26 protein-coding genes and 1 tRNA gene are annotated in these 26,158 nt (G+C 70.8%); 7 read left to right on the forward strand and 20 right to left on the reverse strand.

What is annotated here, in order from left to right; genetic code table 11:
- Positions 1-75 (forward strand) — tRNA-Leu (locus WAB15_RS16155).
- 55 nt (positions 76-130) lie between these two features.
- On the opposite strand, the gene rdgB is transcribed toward WAB15_RS16155, so the two are convergent.
- The 4 genes from rdgB to WAB15_RS16175 all read right to left on the reverse strand — a co-directional run bounded on the left by rdgB (position 131) and on the right by WAB15_RS16175 (position 2,520).
- Positions 131-766 (reverse strand): RdgB/HAM1 family non-canonical purine NTP pyrophosphatase, encoded by a 636-nt coding sequence (gene rdgB, locus WAB15_RS16160; RefSeq protein WP_399146927.1) that lies wholly within the window; start codon positions 764-766, stop codon positions 131-133.
- A gap of 40 nt (positions 767-806) precedes the next feature.
- Entirely contained in the window at positions 807-1,214 is a 408-nt protein-coding gene (locus WAB15_RS16165) for a hypothetical protein (RefSeq protein ID WP_399146928.1), read from the reverse strand.
- A 220-nt stretch (positions 1,215-1,434) separates the two neighbouring features.
- Complete coding sequence (gene rph, locus WAB15_RS16170; RefSeq protein ID WP_399146929.1) at positions 1,435-2,166, reverse strand: ribonuclease PH; 732 nt, start codon at positions 2,164-2,166, stop codon at positions 1,435-1,437.
- Between the two features lie 120 nt (positions 2,167-2,286).
- A complete protein-coding gene (locus WAB15_RS16175) occupies positions 2,287-2,520 on the reverse strand; it encodes a glucose PTS transporter subunit EIIB (RefSeq protein ID WP_018542266.1) in 234 nt (77 codons plus the stop codon).
- Positions 2,521-2,767: 247 nt separating this feature from the next.
- Between WAB15_RS16175 and WAB15_RS16180 the strand changes: the two genes are divergently transcribed.
- Together WAB15_RS16180 and WAB15_RS16185 are read left to right on the forward strand one after the other, a co-directional pair.
- A complete protein-coding gene (locus tag WAB15_RS16180) occupies positions 2,768-4,081 on the forward strand; it encodes a PTS transporter subunit EIIC (protein WP_399146930.1) in 1,314 nt (437 codons plus the stop codon).
- A 298-nt stretch (positions 4,082-4,379) separates the two neighbouring features.
- Positions 4,380-5,651: a PTS transporter subunit EIIC gene (locus tag WAB15_RS16185; protein ID WP_399146931.1), complete on the forward strand. Its 1,272-nt coding sequence runs from the start codon at positions 4,380-4,382 to the stop codon at positions 5,649-5,651.
- Positions 5,652-5,866: 215 nt separating this feature from the next.
- On the opposite strand, the gene WAB15_RS16190 is transcribed toward WAB15_RS16185, so the two are convergent.
- From WAB15_RS16190 to clpS, 8 genes are all read right to left on the reverse strand, one after another.
- Complete coding sequence (locus tag WAB15_RS16190) at positions 5,867-6,619, reverse strand: MBL fold metallo-hydrolase (RefSeq protein WP_407286694.1); 753 nt, start codon at positions 6,617-6,619, stop codon at positions 5,867-5,869.
- 397 nt (positions 6,620-7,016) lie between these two features.
- Positions 7,017-7,967, reverse strand: a complete 951-nt coding sequence (locus WAB15_RS16195; RefSeq protein WP_399146933.1) for a PLP-dependent cysteine synthase family protein — start codon at positions 7,965-7,967, stop codon at positions 7,017-7,019.
- 1 nt (position 7,968) lies between these two features.
- Positions 7,969-8,247, reverse strand: a complete 279-nt coding sequence (locus WAB15_RS16200; protein WP_399146934.1) for a MoaD/ThiS family protein — start codon at positions 8,245-8,247, stop codon at positions 7,969-7,971.
- A 132-nt stretch (positions 8,248-8,379) separates the two neighbouring features.
- The gene (locus WAB15_RS16205; RefSeq protein ID WP_399146935.1) at positions 8,380-8,553 is read right to left on the reverse strand and encodes a putative leader peptide; all 174 of its coding nucleotides are present in this window, start codon (positions 8,551-8,553) and stop codon (positions 8,380-8,382) included.
- Between the two features lie 176 nt (positions 8,554-8,729).
- A complete protein-coding gene (locus WAB15_RS16210) occupies positions 8,730-9,155 on the reverse strand; it encodes a Mov34/MPN/PAD-1 family protein (RefSeq protein WP_407286695.1) in 426 nt (141 codons plus the stop codon).
- 104 nt (positions 9,156-9,259) lie between these two features.
- Entirely contained in the window at positions 9,260-10,711 is a 1,452-nt protein-coding gene (locus WAB15_RS16215; protein ID WP_399146937.1) for an amino acid permease, read from the reverse strand.
- A gap of 456 nt (positions 10,712-11,167) precedes the next feature.
- Positions 11,168-11,761, reverse strand: a complete 594-nt coding sequence (locus tag WAB15_RS16220) for a DUF2017 domain-containing protein (RefSeq protein WP_399146938.1) — start codon at positions 11,759-11,761, stop codon at positions 11,168-11,170.
- A complete protein-coding gene (clpS, locus tag WAB15_RS16225) occupies positions 11,758-12,111 on the reverse strand; it encodes an ATP-dependent Clp protease adapter ClpS (protein ID WP_393500712.1) in 354 nt (117 codons plus the stop codon). The genes WAB15_RS16220 and clpS overlap by 4 nt, the downstream gene beginning before the upstream one ends.
- Before the next feature lie 246 nt (positions 12,112-12,357).
- Here clpS and WAB15_RS16230 point away from each other — a divergent pair, with 246 nt between their 5' ends.
- Positions 12,358-13,686, forward strand: coding sequence for a nicotinate phosphoribosyltransferase (locus tag WAB15_RS16230; RefSeq protein WP_399146939.1), 1,329 nt, complete (start codon positions 12,358-12,360; stop codon positions 13,684-13,686).
- Positions 13,687-14,014: 328 nt separating this feature from the next.
- Positions 14,015-14,611, forward strand: a complete 597-nt coding sequence (locus WAB15_RS16235; RefSeq protein WP_399146940.1) for an isochorismatase family protein — start codon at positions 14,015-14,017, stop codon at positions 14,609-14,611.
- 97 nt (positions 14,612-14,708) lie between these two features.
- Here WAB15_RS16235 and WAB15_RS16240 read toward each other — a convergent pair whose 3' ends face one another.
- Complete coding sequence (locus WAB15_RS16240; protein ID WP_407286696.1) at positions 14,709-15,095, reverse strand: hypothetical protein; 387 nt, start codon at positions 15,093-15,095, stop codon at positions 14,709-14,711.
- A gap of 123 nt (positions 15,096-15,218) precedes the next feature.
- On the reverse strand, positions 15,219-17,609 hold the full coding sequence (locus WAB15_RS16245) for an immune inhibitor A domain-containing protein (protein ID WP_407286697.1): 2,391 nt from the start codon (positions 17,607-17,609) through the stop codon (positions 15,219-15,221).
- 386 nt (positions 17,610-17,995) lie between these two features.
- Between WAB15_RS16245 and WAB15_RS16250 the strand changes: the two genes are divergently transcribed.
- Positions 17,996-18,343, forward strand: a complete 348-nt coding sequence (locus WAB15_RS16250; RefSeq protein ID WP_399146943.1) for a hypothetical protein — start codon at positions 17,996-17,998, stop codon at positions 18,341-18,343.
- Between the two features lie 69 nt (positions 18,344-18,412).
- Here the strand turns inward: WAB15_RS16250 and WAB15_RS16255 are convergent, their stop codons facing one another.
- Together WAB15_RS16255 and WAB15_RS16260 are read right to left on the reverse strand one after the other, a co-directional pair.
- Positions 18,413-19,126, reverse strand: coding sequence for an RDD family protein (locus tag WAB15_RS16255; RefSeq protein ID WP_407286698.1), 714 nt, complete (start codon positions 19,124-19,126; stop codon positions 18,413-18,415).
- 149 nt (positions 19,127-19,275) lie between these two features.
- Positions 19,276-20,784: an RDD family protein gene (locus tag WAB15_RS16260; RefSeq protein WP_407286699.1), complete on the reverse strand. Its 1,509-nt coding sequence runs from the start codon at positions 20,782-20,784 to the stop codon at positions 19,276-19,278.
- Positions 20,785-21,024: 240 nt separating this feature from the next.
- Between WAB15_RS16260 and WAB15_RS16265 the strand changes: the two genes are divergently transcribed.
- Positions 21,025-21,501 (forward strand): SsgA family sporulation/cell division regulator, encoded by a 477-nt coding sequence (locus tag WAB15_RS16265; protein WP_399147012.1) that lies wholly within the window; start codon positions 21,025-21,027, stop codon positions 21,499-21,501.
- Between the two features lie 147 nt (positions 21,502-21,648).
- On the opposite strand, the gene WAB15_RS16270 is transcribed toward WAB15_RS16265, so the two are convergent.
- The 4 genes from WAB15_RS16270 to hppD all read right to left on the reverse strand — a co-directional run bounded on the left by WAB15_RS16270 (position 21,649) and on the right by hppD (position 26,154).
- Complete coding sequence (locus WAB15_RS16270) at positions 21,649-23,094, reverse strand: dihydrolipoyl dehydrogenase family protein (RefSeq protein WP_407286700.1); 1,446 nt, start codon at positions 23,092-23,094, stop codon at positions 21,649-21,651.
- Positions 23,095-23,179: 85 nt separating this feature from the next.
- The gene (locus WAB15_RS16275; protein ID WP_399146947.1) at positions 23,180-23,470 is read right to left on the reverse strand and encodes a hypothetical protein; all 291 of its coding nucleotides are present in this window, start codon (positions 23,468-23,470) and stop codon (positions 23,180-23,182) included.
- Between the two features lie 97 nt (positions 23,471-23,567).
- Positions 23,568-24,932: an FAD-binding oxidoreductase gene (locus tag WAB15_RS16280; RefSeq protein ID WP_399146948.1), complete on the reverse strand. Its 1,365-nt coding sequence runs from the start codon at positions 24,930-24,932 to the stop codon at positions 23,568-23,570.
- A 64-nt stretch (positions 24,933-24,996) separates the two neighbouring features.
- A complete protein-coding gene (hppD, locus tag WAB15_RS16285; protein WP_399146949.1) occupies positions 24,997-26,154 on the reverse strand; it encodes a 4-hydroxyphenylpyruvate dioxygenase in 1,158 nt (385 codons plus the stop codon).
- Positions 26,155-26,158: the final 4 nt, after the last annotated feature.

Below are 26,158 nucleotides of genomic sequence, written 5' to 3' on the forward strand. Positions count from 1 at the left end.
GGGCCCGTATCCCAGCTGGCTAGAGGACGCCGGTTTAGGTCCGGTGTGTCGTGGGTTCGAGTCCCACCGGGCCCACACGCAGACAGCCGCTCCCCTCTCGGAGGGGGGCGGCTGTGGTGTGTAGGGGCGCTCAGCCCAGGAGTTCGCGGACCACCGGCGCCAAGGCGCGAAACGCCTTCCCCCGGTGGCTGATCGCGTTCTTCTCCTCGGCGGTCAGCTCGGCGCACGTCCGGGTGTCCCCGTCCGGCTGCAGGATCGGGTCGTAGCCGAAGCCGCCGGTGCCGGCGGGGGTGTGGCGCAGGGTTCCGTCCAAGGTGCCCTCGACGACGCGCTCGGTGCCGTCGGGGAGGGCGAGGGCCGCGGCGCAGGCGAAGTGGGCGGCGCGGTGCGCGTCGGAGATGTCGGAGAGCTGGGCCAAGAGCAGGGCCAGGTTGGCCTGATCGTCGCCGTGGCTACCGGCCCAGCGGGCGGAGAAGATGCCGGGGGCGCCGCCGAGGACGTCGACGCACAGGCCGGAGTCGTCGGCGACGGCGGGGTGGCCGGTGGCCTGGGCGAGGGCGTGCGCCTTGAGCAGGGCGTTCTCCGCGAAGGTGACGCCGGTCTCCTTCACGTCGGGGATGTCGGGGTAGGCGTCGGCCCCGACGAGTTCCACGTCGAGGCCGGCCGCGTCGAGGATGGCGCGGAGCTCGCGGACCTTGCCCGCGTTGCGGGTGGCGAGGATGAGGCGGCGGGGGGTCGCGGGGCGTCCGGCGGTGTCTGGCTGCATGGGACCCGATTATCCCGGCTGCCCCACCCGGTGATCCCGGCTACCCCGGGGTGCAGATCTTCGTCATCTCGCTGGTGCCGTCGACGATCGGCTGGATGTCGGGGGCCTTGTTGTCGGCCAGCGCCTTGCGGGCGTCCTTGATGCCCTTGTTCGTCTTGTCGATGGCCTTGGACAGCTCGGGGTCGTTCGCGTCCTTGCTGAGCTTCTGCAGGTTCTTGTCGATGTTGTCGAGGGCCTGCTCGGACTCCTGCGGGTCGGTCAGGGCGTTGTCCGCGGCCTGCTGGAGCTTGTCGACGGCGTTGACGACGGAGGTGGCGGTCTTGGCGCAGTCCGTGGCCTTCTGGATCGCCCCGCAGGAGGAGAGCAGCGGTATCGCGAGAGCGGCGGCGGCCAAGACGGCGAGCGCGGTGGGGGCGGGGCGGCGCGTACGGGCGGTGCGGGCGGCCATGGAGCGGTTCCTTCCCTTGGGTCATGCGCGGGCAAAGGAAGAAACGCGGGGTGGGGTTGTTTGGTTGCCCGAACCGGCAAGCCGGGGGTGGGAGTTCGGACACCGGGGGTGCGCCGGCGCCCTGCGGGCGGACCGGGGGCGCGCGGCCCTGCGCGACGCCTTCCCGGCCCGGCAGCGGGTCGCCGGCGCACCCGCCGGCGACGCGCCGTCCCGGCCGTCCTCAGAGCGTGCGGGCCAGTGCCGCCCGCTGGGCGCCGTCGAGGTCGGCGCAGCCGGCGACCGCGAGGTCGAGGAGGGCGTTGAGTTCGTCGCGGGCGAAGGGCTCGGCCTCGGCGGTGCCCTGGACCTCGACGAAGCGGCCGTCGCCGGTGCAGACGACGTTCATGTCGGTCTCGGCTCGGACGTCCTCCTCGTAGCACAGGTCGAGCAGCGGGGTGCCGTCGACGATGCCGACACTGACGGCGGAGACCGTGCCGGTGAGCGGCTGGCGGCCGTGGCGGATCAGCTTCTTGTCCTTGGCCCAGGTCAGGGCGTCGGCGAGGGCGACGTAGGCGCCGGTGATGGCGGCGGTGCGGGTGCCGCCGTCGGCCTGGAGGACGTCGCAGTCCAGGACGACGGTGTTCTCGCCGAGGGCCTTGTAGTCGATGACGGCGCGCAGCGAGCGGCCGATGAGGCGGCTGATCTCGTGGGTGCGGCCGCCGATCTTGCCGCGGACGGACTCCCGGTCGCCGCGGGTGTTGGTGGAGCGGGGCAGCATCGAGTACTCGGCGGTGACCCAGCCTTCGCCGGTGCCCTTGCGCCAGCGCGGTACGCCTTCGGTGACCGAGGCGGTGCAGAAGACTTTGGTGTCGCCGAAGGAGATCAGGACGGAGCCTTCGGCGTGCTTGCTCCAGCCGCGTTCGATGGTGACCGGGCGGAGCTGTTCGGGCGTGCGGCCGTCGATGCGAGACATGGCGTAGACCCTATCGGCAATGACGAGGGCCCCACTCCGGGGCGGTGGACCGTCCGGGGCGGGGCCTTCGGGGGTGAGCGCAGTCGGCGCGGCGGGAGCCGGGCGGTCGCGCTCGGCCGCTCACATCATGTCTTCGATCTCCGCGGCGATGGGGTCGGCGTCGGTGCCGATGACGACCTGGATCGCGGTGCCCATCTTGACGACGCCGTGCGCGCCGGCGGCCTTGAGGGCGGCCTCGTCGACCAGGGAGGCGTCGTTGACCTCGGTGCGGAGGCGGGTGATGCAGCCCTCGACCTCTTCGATGTTGTCGAGTCCACCGAGCCCGGCGACGATCTTCTCAGCCTTGCTGGCCATGTCCACTCCTGCTTGTCTCGGCCGCCGGCGGTTCAGCCGCGCGGATTTCACACCGTAACGCACGTTCAGCCCAACATTGCGGGCGTTCGTCCGCTTTCTGGCGAAGGATGGCGATCACGGATGGCGATCACCGCGGTGCGCACCGGACGACCGGAAAGGCGTCCGGTGCGCACCAAGTGGTCTACACCATCAGTATGCGGCAAGCGCCCGGGCGGTTGCCGACGGGCCGACCGCCGGGAGGAGGCAGATGAGCGCGAACGCGGCGGCCTCGGCTCCGGGGAGGAGCCGGTGGGCGGGCCTCTTCCAGGGACTGCAGAAGATGGGGCGCAGTCTGCAGCTGCCGATCGCCGTCCTGCCCGCCGCGGGCATCCTCAACCGCCTGGGCCAGCCCGATGTGTTCGGCAAGGACGGGCTGGGCTGGGACGCGGTCGGCACGGTGTTCGCGGCGGCCGGCGGCGCGCTGCTGGACTCGGGGCTGGGGCTGCCGATGCTGTTCTGCGTCGGCGTGGCGATCGGCATGGCGAAGAAGGCGGACGGTTCGACCGCACTGGCCGCGGTGACCGGCTTCCTCGTCTACTTCTCGGTGATGCACGCGTTCCCGGCGGGCTGCGCGGCGGGCCAGACGTACTCCCAGGCGGGTCTGTGGAGCGGGGTGTGCGTGGACACCAAGGCGCAGGTGACGCAGGCCGCGTTCCAGAATCCGGGGGTCTTCGGCGGCATCGTCATGGGCTTTGCGTCCGCCTACTTCTGGATGCGCTTCCACCGGGTGAAGCTGGTGGACTGGCTGGGCTTCTTCAACGGCCGCCGGCTGGTCCCGATCCTCATGGCGTTCGTCGGCCTGGTCTTCGCGGTGGTGTGCCTGCTGGTCTGGCAGCCGATCGGTGACGCGCTGACCGGCTTCAGCGAGTGGCTCACGGACCTCGGCTCATGGGGCGCGGGAATCTTCGGCGTCGCCAACCGCGCGCTGCTGGTGGTGGGCCTGCACCAGTTCCTGAACACCTTCGTCTGGTTCCAGTTCGGCAGTTTCACCAAGCCGGACGGCACGGTCGTCCATGGCGACATCAACCGCTTCCTGGCGGGCGACCCGAGCGCCGGGCAGTTCACCACGGGCTTCTTCCCGATCATGATGTTCGCGCTGCCGGCGGCGGCCCTGGCGATCGCGCACTGCGCCCATCGGCATCGCCGCAAGGAGATCGCGGGCATGATGCTCTCGGTCGGCCTGACGTCGTTCGTGACCGGCGTGACCGAGCCGATCGAGTACGCGTTCTTGTTCGTCGCACCGGCGCTGTACGTCCTGCACGCCGTGCTGACGGGTGTGTCGATGGCGGTGAGCTGGGCCCTGGGGGTGCACGACAGCTTCAGCTTCTCGGCGGGGCTGATCGACTACGTCATCAACTGGGGTCTGGCGACCAAGCCCTGGCTGATCATTCCCATCGGCCTGTGTTTCGCGGCGCTCTACTACGCCGTCTTCCGCTTTGTGATCACGAAATTCGATCTGCAGACGCCGGGCCGCGAACCGGACGAGATCGGCGATGCGATGGAGCGGGAGAACATCAAGTAGCGGGAGAACAGCGAGCGAGTAAGGCCTCCGCGACTTCGGCGGAATCCGGGCCCGTTTTCCCGCCGGTGACGGCTCTACGGCCTCCCACCTGGCCTTCTGTGGCGCGCCCCGCGGCCCTTGCGCGGCCCGGCCAAGGGGCCGGTCGCCATGTGGTCCACACCACTTGGAAGAATGGATTCCTTTGCGCCGGGCCTCCGTGCTAAGAATGGTCTAAACCACCGGTGGTGTAGACCAAGGTGTAGACCAACGAGCGGGCCGTCCCCCCTTTTCGAGCGCCCGCCTCTCCAGGAGGAATCCGATGAGTTCGGCCACCGCCACGGCGGCCCCCGATAAGAAGGGCCGCGGCTCCAACGCCATGGCAGTGGCCCAGCGCATCGGCCGCAGCCTCATGCTGCCGATCGCCACGCTGCCCGCCGCCGCACTGATGGTCCGCCTGGGCCAGGACGACATGCTCGGCCGGGAGTCGCTCCCCGCCTTCCTCAACAAGATCGCCGAGTTCATGGCGGCCGGCGGCGGCGCCCTCCTGGACAACATGCCGCTGCTGTTCGCGGTGGGCATCGCCATCGGCTTCGCCAAGAAGGCGGACGGCTCCACCGGACTGGCCGCCGTCGTCGGCTACCTGGTCTTCAGCAAGGTGCTGGCGACGTTCTCGGACGACAGCCTCGCCAAGGTCGACAAGGTGGTCGACGGGAAGATCGTCCAGGTCGCCCAACCCGCCGACGCCAAGGTCCTCGGCGGCGTGGTGATGGGCATCGTGGTCGCCCTGCTCTACCAGCGCTACAGCCGCAAGCGGCTCCCCGACTGGCTCGGCTTCTTCAGCGGCCGCCGCCTGGTCCCGATCCTGTCGTCCTTCGCGGGTCTGCTGATCGGCATCGTCTTCGGCTACGTCTGGCCGGTCCTCGGCGCCGGACTGCACACCTTCGGCGAGTGGCTGGTCGGCTCCGGCGCCGTCGGCGCGGGCATCTTCGGCGTCGCCAACCGCGGTCTGATCGCGGTCGGCATGCACCACCTGCTGAACTCCTTCCCCTGGTTCCAGGCCGGTGACTACGACGGCAAGCACGGCGACATCGCCCGCTTCCTCGCCGGCGACCCGAGCGCCGGGCAGTTCATGACCGGCTTCTTCCCGATCATGATGTTCGCCCTCCCGGCCGCCTGCCTGGCGATCACCCACTGCGCCCGCCCCGAGCGCCGCAAGGCCGTCGGCGGCATGATGTTCTCCCTCGCGCTCACCGCCTTCGTCACCGGCGTGACCGAGCCCATTGAGTTCACCTTCATGTTCATCGCCCCGGTGCTCTATGCGATCCACGCGGTACTGACCGGCGTCTCGATGGCGCTGACCTGGGCACTGGGCATGAAGGACGGCTTCGGGTTCTCCGCCGGCGCCATCGACTACGTACTCAACCTGGGCATCGCGACCAAACCGCTGATGCTGGCCCTGGTCGGCCTGTGCTTCGCCGTCGTCTACTACGTGGTCTTCCGCTTCGCCATCACCAAGTTCAACATCCCCACGCCGGGCCGCGAGTCCGACGAGGAGATCGCCGAGCTGGAAAAGGCCCAGTTCAAGGCCTGATCCACCCCGGGCGGGAAACGCTGGAAGGGCCCCGGAACCGACTGGTTCCGGGGCCCTTCGGCGTCGGTTCGCGGCTCTCATGGCCCCCGACACCCGGGAATACCGCCCCGACCCCACCCCGTTGTCGCCCCACAGGGGGCCCTCGCATCCCCTACGGAATGCGTTCGCACGCCCCCTAATGGCCCACACCGGCACGGCCCCCCGGCGCCCGCCGCTCAGATCTCGTACACCGCGCCCGCCTTGGCGACCTCGACCGGGCCGTCGTAGACCTTCTGCGCGTCGCGGATGTTGATGTCCGGGTCGGTCCACGGCGGGATGTGGGTCAGCACCAGCCGGCCGGCGCCCGCCCGCCGCGCGTGCTCGCCGGCCTCCCGGCCGTTGAGGTGCAGATCGGGGATCTCTTCCTTGCCGTAGGTGAAGGACGCCTCGCACAGGAAGAAGTCGGTCCCGGACGCCAGGTCGTCCAGCGCGTCGCAGGGGCCGGTGTCACCCGAGTACGTCAGGGAGCTGCCGTCGTGCTCGATGCGGAAGCCGAACGCCTCCACCGGGTGGCTGACCCGATCCGTACGGACCGTGAACGGCCCGACGGTGAAGGTGCCCGGCTCCAGCGTGCGGAACTCGAAGACCTCGCTCATCGCGCCGTCGTGCGGAAGATCGGCGTGTGCGACGGTCAGCCGGCGCTCGGTGCCGGCCGGCCCGTAGACCGGCATCGGCTCGCACCGCCCACCGTCCGGCCGGTAGTAGCGCACCACGAAGTATCCGCACAGGTCGATGCAGTGATCGGCGTGCAGATGCGACAGGACCACGGCGTCGAGGTCGTAGAGGCCGGAGTGGCGCTGCAACTCGCCCAGGGCGCCGTTGCCCATGTCGAGGAGCAGCCTGAAGCCGTCGGCCTCCAGGAGGTAGCTCGAGCAGGCCGATTCCATGGAAGGGAACGACCCCGAGCATCCGACGACGGTGAGCTTCATACGGGCGTGAACCTCCGTGGGCGGGGGCGGTATGGGAGCCTCCCCTGCTCGAACGCCGTGGAGAGCTCGGGGAAGGGTCCATGCGGGTGGCCCGGCGGCCTTACCGGGTCGGTGCCGGGTCCTTGAGCGGTCTGTGCGGTGCTCCCGAGCGTAAGGCGCAAAAGGTCGCGTGGCTCCTCCAGCGGGGCGAGCTGTGGGCGGAATCACCAGTCCGGGCTGACGGCCCGTACGCCCGTACGTAGGGCGCCGCCACCGTGTCCCGCACCGCGCCGCGGCCCTCGTGGCCGATCACCCCGGCGGCGCGCCGCCGCACAAAGTCCGCCGCCGCGGCGATCGGCCGCGGCGGCGAGGGTCCGGGAGGGAGGGGCGGCGGGCGGTCGCCGCGGCGTTCGGTGGCTTACGCCCAGAGCTGGCCCTGCAGGGTGGCGATCGCCGCCTCCGTCGACTCGGCGGTGTACACGCCGGTGGAGAGGTACTTCCAGCCGCCGTCGGCGACGATGAAGACGATGTCGGCGCTCCGGCCCGCCTTGACCGCCTTCTTGCCGACACCGATCGCGGCGTGCAGCGCCGCGCCGGTGGAGATGCCCGCGAAGACGCCTTCCTCGGCGAGGAGTTCGCGGGTACGGCGGACCGCGTCCTCGGAGCCGACCGAGAAGCGGGTGGTGAGCACGGACTCGTCGTAGAGCTCGGGGATGAAGCCCTCGTCGAGGTTGCGCAGGCCGTAGACCACGTCGTCGTAGCGCGGCTCGGCGGCGACGATCTGCACGCCGGGCACCTGCTCACGCAGATAGCGGCCGACGCCCATCAGGGTGCCGGTGGTGCCCAGCCCCGCGACGAAGTGGGTGATCGAGGGCAGGTCGGCGAGGATCTCGGGGCCGGTGGTGGCGTAGTGCGCACCGGCGTTGTCGGGGTTGCCGTACTGGTAGAGCATCACCCAGTCGGGGTGCTCGGCGGCGAGCTCCTTGGCTACCCGGACGGCGGTGTTGGAGCCGCCGGCGGCGGGCGAGGAGATGATCTCGGCGCCCCACATGGCGAGCAGCTCGCGCCGCTCGGAGGAGGTGTTCTCCGGCATGACGCACACCATGCGGTAGCCCTTGAGCTTGGCCGCCATGGCCAGCGAGATGCCGGTGTTGCCGGAGGTCGGCTCCAGGATGGTGCAGCCGGGGGTCAGCCGGCCGTCCTTCTCGGCCTGCTCGACCATGTGCAGGGCCGGGCGGTCCTTGACCGAACCCGTGGGGTTGCGGTCCTCCAGCTTCGCCCAGATACGGACGTCCTCGGAGGGCGAGAGGCGCGGGAGGCGGACGAGAGGCGTGTTCCCGACCGCCGCCAGCGGCGAGTCGTAGCGCACGTCAGACCATTCCGCCGGCCACGGCCGGCAGGATCGTGACGCTGTCGCCGTCGGCCAGCTTGGTGGAGATGCCTTCCAGGAAGCGGACGTCCTCGTCGTTGAGGTAGACGTTCACGAAGCGGCGCAGCTGCTCACCGTCGACGAGGCGCTCACGGATGCCGGCGTGCCGGCTCTCCAGGTCGGTGAAGAGGTCGGCGAGGGTGTCTCCGCTGCCCTCGACGGCCTTCTGCCCGTCGGTGTAGGTGCGCAGGATGGTCGGGATTCGGACCTCGATGGCCATGGTGAGTGCTCCTGTGGGAGTGGGTGCGGTGGCAGGTGCTGTACGTCCCGTCGCACGGCGGCAGGCGTGCCGGGTGGCGGGGAGGGTGCTTCGGTGCCGGTGGCGCGCGCCGCGCGCCTGGTGCGGGCCGGGTCAGGCGGCGGCGCAGCGCGGACACATGGCGCTGGACAGGCGGCACAGATCGACGTGCAGCCGTGCGGCTCCGCAGCCGAACGCGCCCAGCAGGGCGGATGCGGAGCGACGCGTGGCGAGCGGAGCGTGCAGCAGCATGCCCGTCCTCTTCTCGCTCACGTCGTGGTCAACCATGCGGTCATCGTATCGATTCCCGGTCCGGGTATTGGAACCTCGTCCCATGATGCGGACGTTCGGTGTACGCCAGTTGGGACGCGATCTTGGATACGGCCCGGGGGCGCCACCGCGGGGCGCGCCCGGAGCACGTCGCAAGCGCGCCCTGAGTACGTCCGGAGCACGCCCGGAGCGCGTCAGGAGTACTCCGCCACGACCTCGACGTCCTCCTCGGTGACCTCGCCCTCGACGATCCGGAAGGAGCGGAACTGGAAGGGCCCGGCGTCGTCGGTGTCGGCGGTGGAGACCAGCACGTAGTGGGCGCCGGGCTCGTTGGCGTAGGAGATGTCGGTGCGCGAGGGGTAGGCCTCGGTGGCGGTGTGCGAGTGGTAGATGATCACCGGCTCCTCGTCCCGGTCGTCCATCTCGCGGTAGAGCTTGAGCAGGTCCGAGGAGTCGAACTCGTAGAACGTGGGCGAGCGGGCGGCGTTCAGCATGGGGACGAACCGCTCGGGGCGACCGGTGCCGGCCGGACCCGCGACCACGCCGCAGGCCTCGTCGGGGTGGTCCTGGCGGGCGTGCTCGACGATCTGGTCGTAGAGGGCCTTGGTGAGGGTCAGCATGGCGCCAAGAATAGACAGCGGGCCCGTGCGTACCGAAGAGTGGTACGCGCGGGCCCGCATGCTGGACAGTCGGGGGATTCACCCCGTTCGTCCGGGATGGTGCCTCAGCTCTTGGAGTCCTGCCCGGCCGATACGGCCTCCGGCTTGCCGCCGGCGTCCCGCCGCTTGATGGCCAGGTAGCCGACGCCCAGGATGATCGCCCACACGGGGGCCGCGTAGAGCGAGATCCGGGCGTCCTTGTCGATGCCCATCATCACGATCACCATGCCGATGAAGGCCAGCGCGAAGATCGAGGTGTACGGGGCGCCGGGAGCCTTGAAGTCGGACTGCGGCAGCTCGCCGCGGTTCGCCTTGGCGCGGTAGCGCAGCTGCGAGGCCAGGATGACGATCCAGGCCCACATGCCGGAGATCGTGGCGAAGGAGACGACGTAGTTGAACGCCTCACCCGGCCACTGGTAGTTGATCCACACGCCGAAGAGCATCATGCCGACCGAGACGCCGGTGCCCCAGGTGGGCAGCCCGTTCTTGCTCAGCCTGGTGAAGAGCTTCGGACCCTGGCCGTTGAGCGCGAGGTCGCGCAGCATCCGGCCGGTGGAGTACATGCCGGAGTTGGCCGAGGAGAGCGCGGCGGTCAGCACGACGAAGTTGACGATGCCGGCGCCGGCGGGCAGCCCGATCTCCTGGAAGGCGCGGACGAACGGGCTGACACCCGGCTCGAAGACCGTCCAGCTGACGACGGACAGGATGATGATCAGCGCACCGACGTAGAAGAGGCCGATCCGCCACGGCACGGTGTTGATGGCCTGGGGCAGGACCTTCTTCGGGTTGCTCGCCTCGCCCGCGGTGACGCCGACGAGCTCGACGGCGAGGAAGGCGAACATCACGATCTGCAGCGTCATCAGCGTGCCGCCGATGCCCTTGGGGAAGAACCCGCCGTCGGACCAGAGGTTGGCGAAGGAGGCGGTGTCACCGGCGTCGGAGAAGCCGAGCAGGATCACGCCGAGGCCGATCAGGATCATGCCGATGATCGCGGTGACCTTGACCATCGAGAACCAGAATTCCAGCTCACCGAAGATCTTCACGGAGATCAGGTTGATACCGAAGAGCGCGCACGTGAAGACGAGCGCCGAGACCCATTGCGGTATGCCCTCGTTCCAGTACTGCACATACGTGGCGGCGGCGGTCACTTCCGTGATGCCGGTGACCACCCAGAACAGCCAGTACGTCCATCCGGTCACAAAGCCGATGAACGGGCCGAGGAATTCCCGGCCGTACTCCGAGAAAGATCCGGAGACGGGCCGGTACATGAGCAGTTCGCCCAGGGCCCGCATGATGAAGAAGATGACCAGACCCACGATGGCGTAGGCGAGGATGATGCTCGGTCCGGCCTTCGAGATCGCCTTTCCGGCGCCCAGAAAGAGGCCGGTGCCAATGGCGCCGCCAATGGCGATCATCTGGATCTGACGGTTTCCCAGCCCCCGCTGATAGCCCTCTTCAGGGGCGTTTCCAGCTGCCTCGTTGCCGTCGTGCTGCTTGTCGACCTGCACAGAGGTCATGAATGGTGTGCCTTTCTCCATACCGACCCGGTCTGTCCGGATCGGGTCCCGATCCCCCCGGATGGAGTTCCTGCACGCCGACGGTCGGCCGGCTCAGCACTCCCGCAGCGACAGGGGTGGTGTCACTTGCGGCAGGTCGTGAACATTTATCACGCAACTTCGTTGATCGCCTAGGGACGGCATGCGTCACAAGACCCACAGAGCGGGGCAAAAGCCGCAGAAACCTACAGGATGTCCGGGTTGGTGTAACGCGATCGTTATCCGGATTTGAGCATCCGCTGAGCGAACACCGCACGAACACCCCGCGCCGACTTCCAGACGATACGCCCCGATGTGCCGGAATCCGAGCCACCGCTTCGCCCGGCTCGACTCATCACCGTCGACTCGGCCGCCGAGCGTCGCCCGTCCCCCGTCGGCTCGGCCGCTCACCGTCGACCGGCCGCCGACCGGCTCGACTCAACCCGTCAGCGACTCGACGAGAGTCTCCTGGAGACCCCCGAGCCAGAGATAGGCCATCACCATCGGCTTGCGCGGATCGCTGTCCGGCAGGCGCAGCAGCTCGCCGCCGTCGTCCTCGTCGGTGACCTCCAGGCGGGTGCCGATGGCCAGCCTGAGGTCGTTGAGGGCGCCCAGCCACTGCCGGCACTCGTCGGGCTTCAGCCGCAGCACGGCGTCTCCCCCGGCCGGCGCCAGCGTGTCCAGCCCGCGGATCAGCGCGAGGGCGTCCTCCCGCTTGCGCGAGCGCAGGTCGTTCTCGGTGTAGCGGCGGAACTCGGCGGAGGCGGCACGCACGTCGTCATCGGGGACGAGGTCGGGACCGCCGTAGGCGTCGGGGAAGAGCCGGGCCAGGACCGGGTCGGCGGGCGGCTCGCTGGGGCCGTCGTTGAAGATCGACGCCAGCAGGTCCTCGCCCTCGTCCTCGGCGGGCTGCTCGCCCGGCCCCATCAGCTCCATCAGCTGGACGGCCAGGCTGCGCAGGATGGAGATCTCGACCTCGTCGAGGGGGACGGCGGCGCCGCCGTCGGGCAGCGGCTCGAAGTGCCCGGTCATCGGCGGTCCTGCTGAAGGGTCGCCCACAGGCCGTAACCGTGCATGGCCTGCACATCCCGTTCCATTTCCTCACGGCTGCCGCTGGAGACCACCGCGCGGCCCTTGTGGTGGACGTCGAGCATCAGTTGGTGCGCCTTGTCCTTCGAGTAGCCGAAGTACGTCTGGAAGACATAGGAGACGTAGCTCATGAGGTTGACGGGGTCGTTGTGGACGATCGTGACCCACGGGACGTCGGGTTCGGTGGCCTCGAAGGGGGCCTCGCTCGACTCGGGACGCTCGATCTCGACCGGGACGCTGAGCGTGCAGCGATGCGGTCGGAGCGTGATCGTGGGGGACGGGTGGGCGCTCACAGGCCCCATGCTGCCACCCGGGGGCGGGCGGTGCACAAACGCCCCTCGCGCGCGCCGCGTCGGCGCGTTGCGCACACCTGCTCCAGGGAGCGAGGCGCATCCCCTCCAGAGCGGTGACGCGCACCCGCCCCAGGGGGTGACGCACGCCTGCCCCAGGGGGGTGACGCACGCCCGCTCCAGGGGATAAGCGGAGGCCCCCATCTCACTATCGTCAAAGTGACGAGTAATGGGGGTAGCATCTTCTGCATGAACACAGCAGACCTGGGGCTGCCGGTGGCCGTGCCGTCGACTGCGCTCTTCACCGACCAGTACGAACTCACCATGCTGCAGGCCGCGTTGCGGTCCGGCACCGCGGACCGCCGGTCGGTCTTCGAGGTCTTCACCCGCCGGCTGCCCGAGGGGCGCCGCTACGGCGTGGTGGCCGGCACCGGCCGGGTACTGGACGCGGTGGAGAACTTCCGCTTCGACGAGACGATCCTCGGCTTCCTGCGCGAGCGCGGCATCCTCGACGAGCCGACCCTCCAGTGGCTGGCCGACTTCCGCTTCCGCGGCGACATCCGGGGCTACCCGGAGGGCGAGGTCTACTTCCCCGGCTCCCCGATCATGCGGGTCGAGGGCACCTTCGCCGAGGCGGTCCTCCTGGAGACGGTGATCCTCTCGATCCTCAACCACGACTCCGCGGTGGCCGCGGCCGCCTCCCGGATGTCGGTGGCGGCCGGCGAGCGCCCGCTGATGGAGATGGGCGCCCGCCGCACCCACGAACTCGCGGCGGTGGCCGCGTCCCGCGCGGCCTACGTCGGCGGCTTCCACACCACCTCCGACCTGGCGGCCGGCTTCCGCTACAACATCCCCACCGTCGGCACCAGCGCACACGCCTTCACCCTGCTGCACGACACCGAGCGGGACGCCTTCACCGCACAGGTCGACACCCTCGGCAGCGGCACGACCCTGCTCGTCGACACCTTCGACGTCACCGAGGCGGTGCGCGCCGCCGTGGAGGTGGCCGGCCCCGGCCTCGGCGCCGTACGGATCGACTCCGGCGATCTGCTGCTGATCGCCCACCGGGTGCGCCAGCAGTTGGACGAGCTGGGCGCCGAGAAGACCAAGATCGTGGTGACCAGCGACCTGGACGAGTACGCCATCGCCTCGCTGGCCGCCGCCCCGGTGGACGCGTACGGCGTCGGCACCCAGTTGGTGACCGGCAGCGGGCACCCGACCTGCTCGATGGTCTACAAGCTGGTCGCCCGCGCCGACAGCAACGAGCCGGGCGCCCCGCTGCGGTCCGTCGCGAAGAAGTCGATGGGCGCCAAGACCTCGACGGGCGGCCGCAAGTGGGCCGCCCGTCGGCTCGACGAGGACGGCGTCGCGGCCGCCGAGGTCGTCGGCACCGGGCCGGTCCCGGCGGAGCTGGCGGACCAGCAGCTGCAGATCCCGCTGGTGAGCGCCGGCGTGGTGGTGGCCCGCGAGCCGCTGGACGCCGCCCGCGACCGGCACATCGCCGCCCGCGCCGGGCTGCCGCTGTCGGCGACCCAGCTGTCCCGGGGGGAAGCGGTCCTTCCCACCGAGTACGTGTAGAGCGACGGCCGGGTGCGGCCCGAGACGTGTCGTGCAGGCCGGCCAAGCGGCCCCGCACAGGAGGGGTCGTGGAGTACGCCTGGCATGACAGAGGTCACGGGGGTGCGCCTGGTGTGACTTCGCCTTGACTCCGCGCCCCTTGATTCGGCAACGATTACAGAGAGTGACTAGTTCCCTTGGTTTTATCACATGACGTAACGCGAAGGGAGGGGGCGGGCATGGAGGCGAGTTCGGTCATCCACTCCCGCAAGCACCCTCAAGTGGCTACCCTCGGTCACACCATCACTTCGCGCCCCTCCCCCCAACTCCCAGCCGGAAGGCACGCGCCATGCATCGGGCACTGATCGTCGTTGACGTGCAGAACGACTTCTGCGAGGGCGGCAGCCTCGCGGTGGCGGGAGGCGCGGATGTCGCGGCGGCCATAACCGACCTGATCGGTCAGGCGGCAGGCGGCGGCTACCGCCATGTCGTCGCCACCCGGGACCACCACATAGACCCGGGCGATCACTTCTCCGACCACCCCGACTTCGAACACTCCTGGCCGCCGCACTGCGTCGCCGGCACGGAGGGCAGCAGCTTCCACCCGAATTTCGCCCCAGCCCTCGCTTCCGGCGCGATCGACGCGGTCTTCGACAAGGGCGCCTACGAAGCCGCGTACAGCGGCTTCGAGGGGACGGACGAGGACGGCACCCCGCTCGCGGACTGGCTGCGCGAGCGGGACGTCACCGAGGTCGATGTGGTCGGCATCGCCACCGACCACTGCGTACGGGCCACCACCCTCGACGCACTCCAGGCCGGGCTGCGCACCCACGTCCTGCTGGACCTGACGGCCGGCGTCCTCGCGCGCACCACCGAGCAGGCCGTCGAGGAGATGCGGGCCGCGGGCGCCGAGCTGACCGGCAAGCCGGTGCTCGCCAACCGGTAGGCGGCGGGTGGTCGCCGGTGAGCCCGCGAGTCGCGGACCGAGGGTGCGCCCTCGGTCCGCGACTCGCGGCATCTGACCGGGTCCCGCGGCAGCCGGCCTACGCCGCCCGTCCGCTGCCCGCCGGCCCGGCGGCCGAGGGGGGCGGTGCCGGGGCGGCCCGGGGGCGCCACAGGGCGCGTATGGGGTGCCAGGACTCCGTGTCGTCGCCCGGGGTCTCGCGCCAGACCAGGCCGTCGGGGTGGTGGAGCACGGCCGTGACCTCGTCCGGGGTGGGCGGCTCGGTGTTGCCGCGGAGGTAGACGGCGCGCAGACCGAGGTTGCGCAGCCTGGTCAGGGCGCGCTGGCGGTTCACGGCGTGGACCAGGACCCGGACCCGGCAGCCGCAGTCGTACGGGCCGGACCGCGCCCCGTGGGGCGGTCTGGGTAGCGAGAGGGCGACCACCACGCTTCCGCCGGGAAGCCTGATGAAGCCGCCACCGGACATGGACATATCTCCCCCGTGAGACTCGGCGTCAACAAGGAACTGCGAGATGCATCTAAACGCGAATCGGCCGCCGCCCGCTAGTGGGCAACGGCCGATTCGGCTCTGACCTGCGAATTTTATCTTTTACTTACCTGCGGGGCTCACCTTGACCGTCACCGTGGAGCCATCGCCGGCCTCCTTGGTGATCTTGATCCGGGTGTTGGTGTCAGGAACGATCACACCGCCCGTCGGGTTCGCCTTGTCGTAGTAGACGCCGTGCCGGTCGTCGAAGAGCGTCACACCGCGCTTGGACTTGATCGTGACCGGCTTGCCGTCGTTGTGGAGCGTGAGGGCGTCGGTCCGGTAGCGGGTGAAGGTCGAGTCGTAGGACTGGAAGCGGTTGCGCATCAGCTTGCCGTCCGCCCAGCGCTCGGCCTTGGGGTGCGCGTCGACCGGGAGGATCTGCCCGTAGCCCGGGTGCTGGCCGACGTTGTTGTCGGGCTGCGAGGTGTCCCACAGCCAGATCAGCACACCGTTCTGGTAGGGGAAGTGCTCCACCCAGGTCGGCTTGTCCGTCCGCCAACCGAAGTTGTACGGGCCGACCTTGAGGGTCTTGTCGTACGACACGTACTGGCGGTTCTCGGCGATGTAGTACTGCGGGTAGTCCTTGGTGAAGGACCCGCCGATCCGCGAGAAGCCCTTGCTGGTCCAGCCGTTGTCGTCGCCCTCGGCGTTGTCGCTGAAGAGCGGCTTGCCGTCGGCGACGACGCTGACGGTGTCGGCCGCGAAGCCCTTCTGGGCCGCGCCGCCGTCGGTCTGGTAGCGGAAGCGCAGGTCGATCTTCTTGCCCGCGTAGGCGTCGAGCGGGTAGACGAGGTCCTGGTAGGCGTCGACGGTGCCGGTCAGTGCGGGCTTGTCGCTGCCGTCGCGCGGGATGGCCTTGCCGCCCGCGGTGCCGTCCAGGGCCGTCCAGTCGGCGCCGCCGTCGGTGGAGACCTCGGCGTAGAGGTAGTCGTAGTCCTTCTCGATGTCCCACCAACCCTTGAGCGTCAGCGACGCCTTGGCCTTACCGGTGAGGTCCACCGGCCGGGACAGGGTGTTCTTCAGGTCGTTGCCCATGTCGCTCCACCACTGCTTGGAGCCTTCCGCGGGCGCGACGATGTCGGTCTTGACCGCCTTGGCGGGCAGTTCGACGACCACCGCCTGCTTGTTCTTGGTGTTGTACTCGGCGACGCCCAGCTTGTGGGTGGACTTGGTGGCGGCCTTCGCCTTGCCGTAGTTGAGCCAGCCCAGCTGCAGCTTGTCCCAGGCGCTCATGTCGCCGGGCAGGTCGCCGATGGAGTCCTTGCCGGTGCCGAGCCAGGAGCCGGACGACATCAGCGACCAGAAGTCCACCGAGGACTCGCCGGTGCTGGTGGTGTCGTACTCGTCCGGCAGGCCCAGGTCGTGGCCGTACTCGTGGGCGAAGACGCCGAGTCCGCCGTTCTCCGGCTGCATGGTGTAGTCGCCGACCCAGATGCCGGTGTCGCCGATCTGGGTGCCGCCGGCCTTGTTGTCCTGGGGACCGGTCTTGCCGGCGTCGGTGCCGTACGCGTACCAGCGGTGCGCCCAGATGGCGTTGGTCTTCTGGACGCCGCCGCCCGCGGACTCGTCCTCGCCGGCGTGCACGATCTGGAAGTGGTCGAGGTAGCCGTCGGGCTCGTTGAAGTTGCCGTCGCCGTCGTGGTCGTAGCGGTCCCACTGGTCGTACTTGGCGAGGTCGGTCTTGATCTGGGCGTCGGTGCGGCCGGCCGCCTTCTGGTTCTCGGCCCACTGGTTGACGCCGTCGCGGATCAGGTCCCAGGCGTTGGCGCAGTTGGTCTGGCCGCAGTAGTTGGAGCCGTAGCGGGCCTCGTTCCAGTCGACCTTGACCCAGTCGGAGACCTCGCCGTCGACGGAGTAGCGGCCCGAGGACTGCTTCTCGTAGTACTTGGCGAGCGACTGCTTCTTCTTGTCGTGCGAGAAGTACAGGTCCTGGAAGTGCTTCTGGTTGTAGTCCTTCTGCCAGGCCGTGCTGTTGTCCTTGGCACGGTCCGGCTCGGCTATCCGGTTGTGCGCGGGGCCCACGTCGCCGCCGTACTTCTTCACCGGGGGCTTGGGGCCGTCGCCGTCCGGGTCGAACATCGTGGTGTCGTCGACCTTGTCGCCGAAGTCCACGAGGACGGTGAAGATCTTGTCGGTCTTCTCCCGGGCCAGCTCGACGTACTTGCTCCTGCCGAGCTTGACGACCTGGGAGCCGTCGCGCTCGGTGGCCTTGGCGTCGCCGGAGATGACCTGCTGCAGTGCTTCCTTGCGCGCGGCCTCCTGCTTGTCGCTGAAGGGCCCCTTGAGGTCGTGGTCCACGGTCCGCTCGGGCGCCGGGTCATGGCGCTTGGCGACGGACGACGGACCCTGGGGGTCGGCGGTGGCCACCCCCGACGACAAAGCGGCCGCCCCGATCACGGCGATCGCCGTGGCCAGAGCGGCCGGTCTGAACACCTTTCTGTGGTCTCTCACTTGGCGCTGTCCTCCCCTAGACGCGGTCGTTGTTTGGAGGGCATTCGACCGGAAGTACGGGGGAAAAGACAGGTCTTGACTTGGTCACGTCAGGCCAGTACGTTAACCGGTTCGCACGTGGCGGCTATCGGACACCGGTCCGATGACGGCATTCGGGCGGGCAGGGGCCGGGCGTATATGCCCACCGGACATGCGCCCCCGCCCCGAACAGCCGTGACACGCCCGGGTGTTCGAGCATGCGGTGTCCCGTGCGCCCCCTGTGCCTCCGCCCGTGGGTTAGGTCACGCTTACTTGGCGTTCCGCTCGGGCAGTAAGGACCGTAGGCTCGTGTGATGGCGCGCCCTTGACCGACACCCCCTGCCGACCCTCCGAGGACGGATTCCGCCATGCCTCGTCCGACCGCCACCCAGCTCGTCTACGGTTCGGCCACCGTCTTTCTCTCCACCCTCGCGATGCTGCTGCTCTCCCAGACGGAGACCGGCGTCGGGGTCGCGGTCATCGCCATCGCCGGGCTCGGGCTCGGCCTGCTCGTCGCCATGACGGCACCGATTCCGGGGGTGTCGCGGGTGGTCCGGCGGCATGTCGTACGGGCCACGTCGCCTGCCGCGCCCGGGGAGTTGCAGTCCGTGCCGACGCAGACGCCGGCGCCGGCCTCCTCGCCGTACGGCGGGGTGCCGCGGGCCCGGGTGGCGTCGGCGGCCGGCGCCGCGGAGGCCGGCGAGCACGCGCGCTGAAGCGGGCGGCCTTACGGGCGAGAGGGGCCTGTCCGGTGAATCAGGCCATGCGGGCCCGTCGTCTCGTCGCTAGGCGGTGTCCGTCTGCGTGGACACCACGACGGTCTTCGCCGCCTTGTCGTGCAGGCACTGCTGATAGGGCTTGTCCCAGGTGCACCACAGGACGTTGACCAGCCAGAAGACGAAGCCGCAGCACGGCACGATCTCGGGCAGCGTGTAGACCGCGGCGCGGATCCAGGCCGCCTGGGGCGTCGGGATCGAGCCGTTCGCGAGCATCGCCACCCGGACCTTCATCACCATCTTGCCGACGGTCTGGCCGCGGCTGGAGAGCATCAGCCCCTCGTAGACGAGGTAGGCCAGCATCGTGACGCCCGATACCGTCGACTGCTTGCCGGCCTCCACGTTGTTGGTGCTGTAGTAGTTCACACCCCCGACGACCACGCTCATGATCAGTGATACCGGCACCACGATCAGGATCGCGTCGATGATGCGCGCCACCAGCCGCCGGCCGCGGTTGGCCAGCGGCGGCATCCCGGCCAGTGGATCGGCCGCCCCGTACTGCCCGCCGTAGGGATCGCCGGCGTACGGGCCGGCGCCGTACGGCGTGCCTCCCGGAGGCGGCGGGGGCGGCGGAGGTGGCGGGCCTCCCGGAGGTGGGCCGCCCGGCGGTGGTCCCTCCGGAGGCGGGCCTCCCGGCGGCGGGGCGCCTTCGCCACCGCCCGTGCCGCCGCCCTGCGGAGAGCTGTTGCCGGGGGAGCCGTTGCCGGGCTGCTCGGTACTCATGGCCCGAGTCGACCCCTTGTCGGGGCGGCCCGCATCCGGCGCGGTCCGTTCGGGCTACCGGGGCGGTCCCGGCGGGTGTTCCGGCGGGTGTTCCGGCGGGTGTTCCGCCCGCCGGGCGGTCGGGCGGACGCGGTGAACGCGACGGGCGGTCAGTCGGACGCGACGAAGGTACGCGCCAGCTTGTCGTGCCAGCACTGCCGCCACGGCTGGTCGAAGACGCACCACAGCACGTTCACCACGCCGACGACGAGCACGCCGAGCACGCTGTAGGCGAACCAGCGCTTGAGGGCGGCGCCCAGCCTCGGGGTGTCGTGGCTCTCGATGTCGATGACCCGTACGCCGCACAGCTTCTTGCCCAGGGTGCGGCCCCACTTGAGGGTCGGCAGCGCCTCGTAGAGCGCACCGCCGATCAGCAGGACGGCCAGGATCGTGGCGAAGACCGGGGCGGTGGTGCCGTCGACCAGATAGACCGTCACCTGGCGGCCGGACTGCTTGGCCGCCTCGACCTTGGCGTCGATGTGGTCGGTGACGGTGCCCCACATGGGGACGGCCACCGCGGCGGTGATCGCGCCCAGCACCAGTGTGTCGATCAGGCGGGCCGCCAGCCGGCGGCCGAGCCCGGCCGGATGGCCCTGTGCGGCCTGCGCGGCGGCGAAGAAGGGGTCGGAGTCGGTGGGCGGCTTCCAGGGGATGACGCCGTCGGCGCCGCCGCCCTGCGCGGGGAGGCCGGCCGAGGGCGCGGGCGCCTGCCGGCCGGGGTGCTGCTGTGCCGGATGCTGCGGGGCGGGGTTCTGCGGGGCCGGCGTCTGCTGGGCCGGGGCCTGCTGAGGGGCCGTACCGCCCTGCTGGCGGCCGCCGACGGACGGCAGCGACTGCGGGGCGCCGCCACCGGGCGCGGCGGACTGCGGCTGCCCGGCGCCCGCGACGCGGATCGCCATGGTCTCGTTGGCCTTGGCGGGCTGGGCGGGCTGGGCGGGCTGATCGGTGTGGGGCCGTACCGCGCGGATCGCCGTGGTGCCCTGGTCGCCGGAGGCCGGGCCGCGGCGGGCCGACGGGTTGACGGCGCGGATGGTGACCGTCCCGTCGGACGGGGCCTCGGGCGGGCGCGACGCGGGAGCGGCCGGTCCCGCCGCGCCGGGCGCCTCGCCCGCTGCGGCCCCGGCGCCGCTCTGCTCGTCGCGCTGCGGCGGCACCGTGCCCCAGGCGGCGGCGCCCGAGGGGCTGCCCGAGGGCGCCTGGTCCGGCGAGCCCCAGGAGATCCGGCGGTCGGCCTCGCCGCCGAAGCCGCTCTGCCGGGAGGCGTCGGCCTGCCAGGCCGAGGCCGGTTCGGGGCTGGTGCCGTGCAGGCGGGCCGGGTCGTCCCAGCTCGCGGCGGCGGGCGCGGCCTCGCCGCCGCGCACCGAGGGGACCTGGGCGTCGCCGGCCGCCTCCTCGTCGAGGAAGACGGGCCCGGTCTCCTCGACGGTGGCCGGGACCGGCGGCGGGGCCGCACCGGGCGGCGGCGCGGGCATCGCCTCGCCCTCGGCGGGGGCGGGCCGGCTGGTGCCCGGCACCCATGCGGCACCGTTCCAGTACCGGATGTAGCCGGGGATGGACGGGTCCGGGTAGAAGCCTGGCGTGGGGCTGCCGCCGGCGGATCCTGAGGTAGGGGCGCTCATGTCCGAAGTCCCGTATCTGTACTCGGCCTGGTGGGTGTGGGCAGCAGTCTGCCGCAACGCGGCGTCCACATCTATCAGACCCCGGGTCACAACGGTGCTCCTGCCCGCCACGACCACCTGGAAGAGGTTTCGGAAAAAAGTTGTACGAAGTCGCGTAAGGGTCCGGGGTCGGGCGCCTCTCTCCTGTGTGCGGGCCCGTCCCAGGTCCGCGGAGAAGACAGATGAGAGGCGGACCTCATGATGCACACCGTGGTGGAACGAGAACTGGAACTGGGTCTGGTGCTGTCGCCGGAGCGCAGCATTCCGGTGCCGGCCCGGCTGGCATACCGGACGGACGACCCCTATGCCGTCCATGTCACCTTCCACGTGGGTTCGGACTCGCCCGTCAACTGGACGTTCGCCCGTGAACTGCTCGTCGAGGGCGTGTTCCGGCCGTGCGGCCAGGGCGATGTGCGGGTGTGGCCCACGAAGGTGGACGGCCGCAGCCTGGTCTGCATGGCGCTGAACTCCCCGGACGGCGAGGCCCTGCTGCAGGCGCCGGCCGCGGCGGTCTCGGCGTGGCTGGAGCGCACCTTGCGGGTGGTCCCGCCGGGGAGCGAGCAGGCGCATCTGGGCCTGGACAAAGGGCTGAGCGAGCTGCTGGCGCTGACGTCGCGGGACGATCAGTGGCCGGGCGGCACCTGGCCTTCGGACGAGTCGCCGGAGCCCGGGGCGTAGCGGGTGCCCGGGAGGCACTCGGGGAGTGCGCGGTCAGCGCGTGTCCGGTGGGCGGGGGCCGGTCCGGTCCCCGCCCACCGACGAAGGGCCGGATCGTGTGCACGGCGGGGGACGCCACCGGGTCGGCAGGGCCGCGCGGCCGGGGGGTCAGCCGCGGTAGGCCTCCAGCAGCCGCAGCCACACCTCGCTGATCGTCGGGTAGGCCGGCACCGCGTGCCACAGCCGTTCGAGGGGGACTTCGCCGGCCACCGCGACCGTGGCGGAGTGCAGCAGCTCGCCGACGCCGGGGCCGACGAAGGTGGCGCCGAGCAGCACCTCGCGGTCCAGATCGACGACCATGCGGGCGCGGCCGCGGTAGCCGTCGGCGTACAGGGACGCGCCGGCCACCGCCCCCAGGTCCTGGTCGACCACCCGGATCCGGTGCCCGGCCCGCTCCGCCGCGGCGGCGGTCAGGCCCACCGAGGCGGCCTCGGGGTCGCTGAAGACGACCTGCGGGACGGCGAGGGTGTCCGCGGTGGCGGCGTGCGCGCCCCAGGGGTCGGACTCCAGGATCGGGACGCCCCGGGCCCGTGCGGCGATCGCGGCGCCGGCGATCCGGGCCTGGTACTTGCCCTGGTGGGTCAGCAGGGCGCGGTGGTTGACGTCGCCGACGCCGTAGAGCCAGCCGCCGGTCACGCCCGTCACCCGGCAGCTGTCGTCGACCTCCAGCCAGGAGCCGGGCGTCAGGCCGACCGTCTCCAGACCGACGTCCTCGGTGCGCGGCGCGCGGCCGGTGGCGATCAGCAGTTCGTCGGCGATGATCTCGTCGCCGGAGTCCAGTACGACGGTCACCGCGCCGCCCGGGGCCTCCCGGCGCACCTCGCGCACCTCGACGCCGGTGCGCAGGAACGCGCCCGCCTCGGCGAGCGATTCGGCGACGAGGTGGCCGGCGAACGGCTCCATGCGGGGCAGCAGTCCGTCGCCGCGTACGAGCAGGGTCACCGAGGCGCCCAGGGCCCGCCAGGCGGTGGCCATCTCGACGCCCACCACGCCGCCGCCGACCACCACCAGCCGGCCCGGTACGGCCTTGGCGCTGGTGGCGTCGCGGCTGGTCCAGGGGCGGGCCGCGGCGAGTCCGGGGATGGGGGGCAGCACCGCGCGGCTGCCGGTGCACACCGCGACCGCGTGCCGGGCGGTGAGCACCCGGCCGCCGTCGACGACGACCCGGCGGGGCCCGGCCAGCCGGCCCTGTCCGCGGACCAGGTCGATGCCGACCGAGTCCAGCCAGCGGACCTGGCCGTCGTCCTTCCAGTAGGAGGCGAAGGCGTCGCGGTGGGCGAGGACGGCGGGGGCGTCCAGGGGGACGTCGGCGGCCTCCTTGAGGCCGGGCACCCGACGTGCCTCGGAGCGGGCGGTGACCGGGCGCAGCAGGGCCTTGCTGGGCATGCAGGCCCAGTAGGAGCATTCGCCGCCCACCAGCTCGCTCTCCACGATCGCGGCGCTCAGTCCGGCGGCGTGCGCCCGGTCGGCGAGGTTCTCGCCGGTCGGTCCCGCCCCCAGCACGATGACGTCGTACTCCTCAACGGAGGCTCTCCTCGCTTCGGTCGCTGCCATCGGCTCTCGCTCCCTGGGGTGGGCAGAGGTCGCCCGGTGGACGGGCTCCGGCGGTCCTTTCGGACATCCTCTGCCCAGGGGGCCGTCAGCGCATCCGGCGTTCGACCGCTTCCTTGGCCTCGGCGAGCCCGGAACCGGTCAGCTCGCGGTGGACCTTGATCGCCTGGATCGTCTTGCCCTGCGCCAGCAGGTCGTCGATCTCGGCCATCCGGGGGTCGTCGGGCTGCTCGACGCCGGCGTGGGCCAGCAGCAGGTCGACCTTCTGCTCCAGCCGCTTCAGGCGGCGGTCGAGGGTCTTGGAGCGGCGGTCGGTGCCGGCGGCCATCGTGGCGATGGCGAGGACGAGCAGGGCTATTCCGGGGAGCAAGGTTTCCATGCGGGGACTCTACGAGGCGGGGGGTGCGGGCCGCGGGAGCGGGGCCATGGACACGACAGGAGGGTGCGCCCCCTGTCGTTCCTGCAACGCGTCGCGGTCAGAAGACCTTCCCGGGGTTCAGGATGCCGTGGGGGTCGAAGACTTGCTTGATGCCGCGGTGCAACTCCAGTCCCACCTCGCCCAGTTCGCGGGCCAGCCACTCCTTCTTCAGGATGCCGACGCCGTGTTCGCCGGTGATGGTGCCGCCGAGCGCGAGGCCGAGCGCCATGATCTCGTCGAAGGACTCGTGGGCGCGGCGCTCCTCGTCCTCGTCGGCCGGGTCGAAGCAGACCAGGGGGTGGGTGTTGCCGTCCCCGGCGTGCGCGCAGACGCCGATGGTCAGGCCGTACTTCTCGGCGATGGCGGTGGTGCCTTCGAGCATGGCGGCGAGCTGGGAGCGCGGGACGCACACGTCGTCGATCAGCATGGCGGGCTTGATCCGCTCCAGCGCGGTGAAGGCGAGCCTGCGGGCCTGCAGCAGCAGGTCGGACTCGGCGGGGCCCTCGGCGGGGACGACCTGGGTGGCGCCGGCCTCCTCGCACAGCGCGCCGACGGCGGCGAGGTCGGCGGCCGGGTCGGGGCTGTCGAAGGCGGCCAGCAGCAGCACCTCGGTGGACTCCGGCAGACCCATCTGCGCCATGTCGTTGACGGCGCGGACGCTGGTGCGGTCCATCAGTTCCAGGAGCGAGGGGGCGTGGCCGCGGGCCATGATCTCGCAGACGGCCCGGCCGGCCGCGGCCACGGAGGCGAACTCGGCGACGAGGGCGAGCTGTCGGGGCGGGTTGGGCTTGAGGGCGAGGGTGGCGCGCACGACGACGCCGAGGCTGCCTTCGGAGCCCACGAAGAGGCGGGTGAGGTCGTAGCCCGCCACGCCCTTGGCGGTGCGGCGGCCGGTCTTCAGCAGGCGTCCGTCGGCGAGGACGACGTCCAGGCCGAGGACGTACTCGGCGGTGACGCCGTACTTCACACAGCACAGGCCGCCGGCCGCTGTGCCGATGTTCCCGCCGATGGTGCACGTCTCCCAACTGGAGGGGTCCGGCGGGTAGTAGAGGCCGTGCTCGTTGACCGCGCGGGAGAGCACGGCGTTGACGACGCCGGGTTCGACGACCGCGAGCCGGTCGACGGGGTTGATCTCCAGGATGCGGTCCATCTTCACCAGGGACAGCACGATGCAGCCGTCGGTGGCGTTGGCGGCACCGGACACTCCCGTGCGCGCGCCTTGCGGGACGACCGGGACGCCCAGCTCGGTCGCCGTCCGCATCACATGCTGGACGTGTTCGACGGTGCGGGGCAGCACGACGACCGCGGGGGCGCCCGCCGCGCAGAAGTTGGCCATGTCGCGGGCGTAGGAGCCGGTGACGTCCGGGTCGGTCAGGACGGCTTCCTCGGGGAGCCCGGCGCGCAGGTGTGCGATGAGGTCCATGCCTCAAGCCTCGCATCCGTGGGCCGTACAGGGAAGATCGCCTACGGCCCACGGGACCGCCCGGTCAGAGGTTGCCGCGGCGCTCCTGCTCGCGCTCGATCGCCTCGAACAGCGCCTTGAAGTTGCCTTTGCCGAAGCCCAGGGAGCCGTGCCGCTCGATCATCTCGAAGAAGACGGTCGGGCGGTCCTGGACCGGCTTGGTGAAGATCTGCAGCAGGTAGCCGTCCTCGTCGCGGTCGGCGAGGATCTTCAGCTCGCGCAGTTCGTCGATCGGCACGCGGGTGTCGCCCACCCACTCGCCGAGGGTGTCGTAGTAGGAGTCGGGCACGTCGAGGAACTCGACGCCCGCGGCGCGCATCTGACGCACGGTGGCGACGATGTCGTTGGTGGCCAGGGCGATGTGCTGCACGCCGGGGCCGCCGTAGAACTCCAGGTACTCGTCGATCTGCGACTTCTTCTTGGCGATCGCGGGCTCGTTGATCGGGAACTTGACCTTCTTGGTGCCGTCCGCGACGACCTTGGACATCAGCGCGGAGTACTCGGTGGCGATGTCGTCGCCGACGAACTCCTTCATGTTGGTGAAGCCCATGACGTGGTTGTAGAAGGCCACCCACTCGTTCATCTTGCCGAGTTCGACGTTGCCGACGCAGTGGTCGACGGCCTGGAAGAAGCGCTTCGCCGGCGGCTCGACCACGGGCGGCGCGGCGACGAAGCCGGGCAGGTAGGGGCCGTCGTAGCCGGTGCGCTCGACGAGGGTGTGCCGGGTCTGGCCGTAGGTGGCGATGGCCGCCAGGACGACGGTGCCGTGGTCGTCCTTGAGTTCGTAGGGCTCCTGAAGGCCGGTGGCGCCGTGGGCGACGGCGTACTCGTAGGCGGCGCGGGCGTCGGGGACCTCGATGGCGAGGTCGACGACGCCGTCGCCGTGGGCCGCGACGTGGTCGGCGAGGAAGCGGCCCCGTTCGGTGACGGGCTTGATGACGGAGGTGAAGACGAACCGGGCGCCGCCGGACTCGAGCACATAGCTCGCGGTCTCGCGGCTGCCGTGCTCCGGCCCGGAGTAGGCGACGCGCTTCATACCGAAGGCGGTGGAGTAGTAGTGCGCGGCCTGCTTGGCGTTGCCGACGGCGAAGACGACCGCGTCCATCCCCTTGACCGGGAAGGGGTCCGCCTGCCGAGCCGAGCTGGGGGTGGTGGGCTGGGTGTGCATCGTGGTGTCTGCCATGGCC

The sequence above is a fragment of the Streptomyces sirii genome (genome assembly GCF_045690365.1).
Taxonomy (GTDB): domain Bacteria; phylum Actinomycetota; class Actinomycetes; order Streptomycetales; family Streptomycetaceae; genus Streptomyces; species Streptomyces sirii.

What these genes read in the sequence shown, in the direction of transcription:
- WAB15_RS16180 (WP_399146930.1), top strand. Translation starts at nt 2,768, where the DNA reads ATGAGCGCGAACGCGGCGGCCTCGGCTCCGGGGAGGAGCCGGTGGGCG.
- hppD (WP_399146949.1), bottom strand. Translation starts at nt 26,154, where the DNA reads ATGGCAGACACCACGATGCACACCCAGCCCACCACCCCCAGCTCGGCT.
- WAB15_RS16230 (WP_399146939.1), top strand. Translation starts at nt 12,358, where the DNA reads ATGAACACAGCAGACCTGGGGCTGCCGGTGGCCGTGCCGTCGACTGCG.
- rdgB (WP_399146927.1), bottom strand. Translation starts at nt 766, where the DNA reads ATGCAGCCAGACACCGCCGGACGCCCCGCGACCCCCCGCCGCCTCATC.
- WAB15_RS16260 (WP_407286699.1), bottom strand. Translation starts at nt 20,784, where the DNA reads ATGAGCGCCCCTACCTCAGGATCCGCCGGCGGCAGCCCCACGCCAGGC.
- WAB15_RS16265 (WP_399147012.1), top strand. Translation starts at nt 21,025, where the DNA reads ATGCACACCGTGGTGGAACGAGAACTGGAACTGGGTCTGGTGCTGTCG.
- WAB15_RS16270 (WP_407286700.1), bottom strand. Translation starts at nt 23,094, where the DNA reads ATGGCAGCGACCGAAGCGAGGAGAGCCTCCGTTGAGGAGTACGACGTC.
- WAB15_RS16165 (WP_399146928.1), bottom strand. Translation starts at nt 1,214, where the DNA reads ATGGCCGCCCGCACCGCCCGTACGCGCCGCCCCGCCCCCACCGCGCTC.
- WAB15_RS16205 (WP_399146935.1), bottom strand. Translation starts at nt 8,553, where the DNA reads ATGGTTGACCACGACGTGAGCGAGAAGAGGACGGGCATGCTGCTGCAC.
- WAB15_RS16250 (WP_399146943.1), top strand. Translation starts at nt 17,996, where the DNA reads ATGCCTCGTCCGACCGCCACCCAGCTCGTCTACGGTTCGGCCACCGTC.
- WAB15_RS16190 (WP_407286694.1), bottom strand. Translation starts at nt 6,619, where the DNA reads ATGAAGCTCACCGTCGTCGGATGCTCGGGGTCGTTCCCTTCCATGGAA.
- rph (WP_399146929.1), bottom strand. Translation starts at nt 2,166, where the DNA reads ATGTCTCGCATCGACGGCCGCACGCCCGAACAGCTCCGCCCGGTCACC.
- WAB15_RS16280 (WP_399146948.1), bottom strand. Translation starts at nt 24,932, where the DNA reads ATGGACCTCATCGCACACCTGCGCGCCGGGCTCCCCGAGGAAGCCGTC.
- WAB15_RS16175 (WP_018542266.1), bottom strand. Translation starts at nt 2,520, where the DNA reads ATGGCCAGCAAGGCTGAGAAGATCGTCGCCGGGCTCGGTGGACTCGAC.
- WAB15_RS16200 (WP_399146934.1), bottom strand. Translation starts at nt 8,247, where the DNA reads ATGGCCATCGAGGTCCGAATCCCGACCATCCTGCGCACCTACACCGAC.
- WAB15_RS16255 (WP_407286698.1), bottom strand. Translation starts at nt 19,126, where the DNA reads ATGAGTACCGAGCAGCCCGGCAACGGCTCCCCCGGCAACAGCTCTCCG.
- WAB15_RS16240 (WP_407286696.1), bottom strand. Translation starts at nt 15,095, where the DNA reads ATGTCCGGTGGCGGCTTCATCAGGCTTCCCGGCGGAAGCGTGGTGGTC.
- WAB15_RS16210 (WP_407286695.1), bottom strand. Translation starts at nt 9,155, where the DNA reads ATGCTGACCCTCACCAAGGCCCTCTACGACCAGATCGTCGAGCACGCC.
- WAB15_RS16235 (WP_399146940.1), top strand. Translation starts at nt 14,015, where the DNA reads ATGCATCGGGCACTGATCGTCGTTGACGTGCAGAACGACTTCTGCGAG.
- WAB15_RS16275 (WP_399146947.1), bottom strand. Translation starts at nt 23,470, where the DNA reads ATGGAAACCTTGCTCCCCGGAATAGCCCTGCTCGTCCTCGCCATCGCC.
- WAB15_RS16185 (WP_399146931.1), top strand. Translation starts at nt 4,380, where the DNA reads ATGAGTTCGGCCACCGCCACGGCGGCCCCCGATAAGAAGGGCCGCGGC.
- WAB15_RS16215 (WP_399146937.1), bottom strand. Translation starts at nt 10,711, where the DNA reads ATGACCTCTGTGCAGGTCGACAAGCAGCACGACGGCAACGAGGCAGCT.
- WAB15_RS16220 (WP_399146938.1), bottom strand. Translation starts at nt 11,761, where the DNA reads ATGACCGGGCACTTCGAGCCGCTGCCCGACGGCGGCGCCGCCGTCCCC.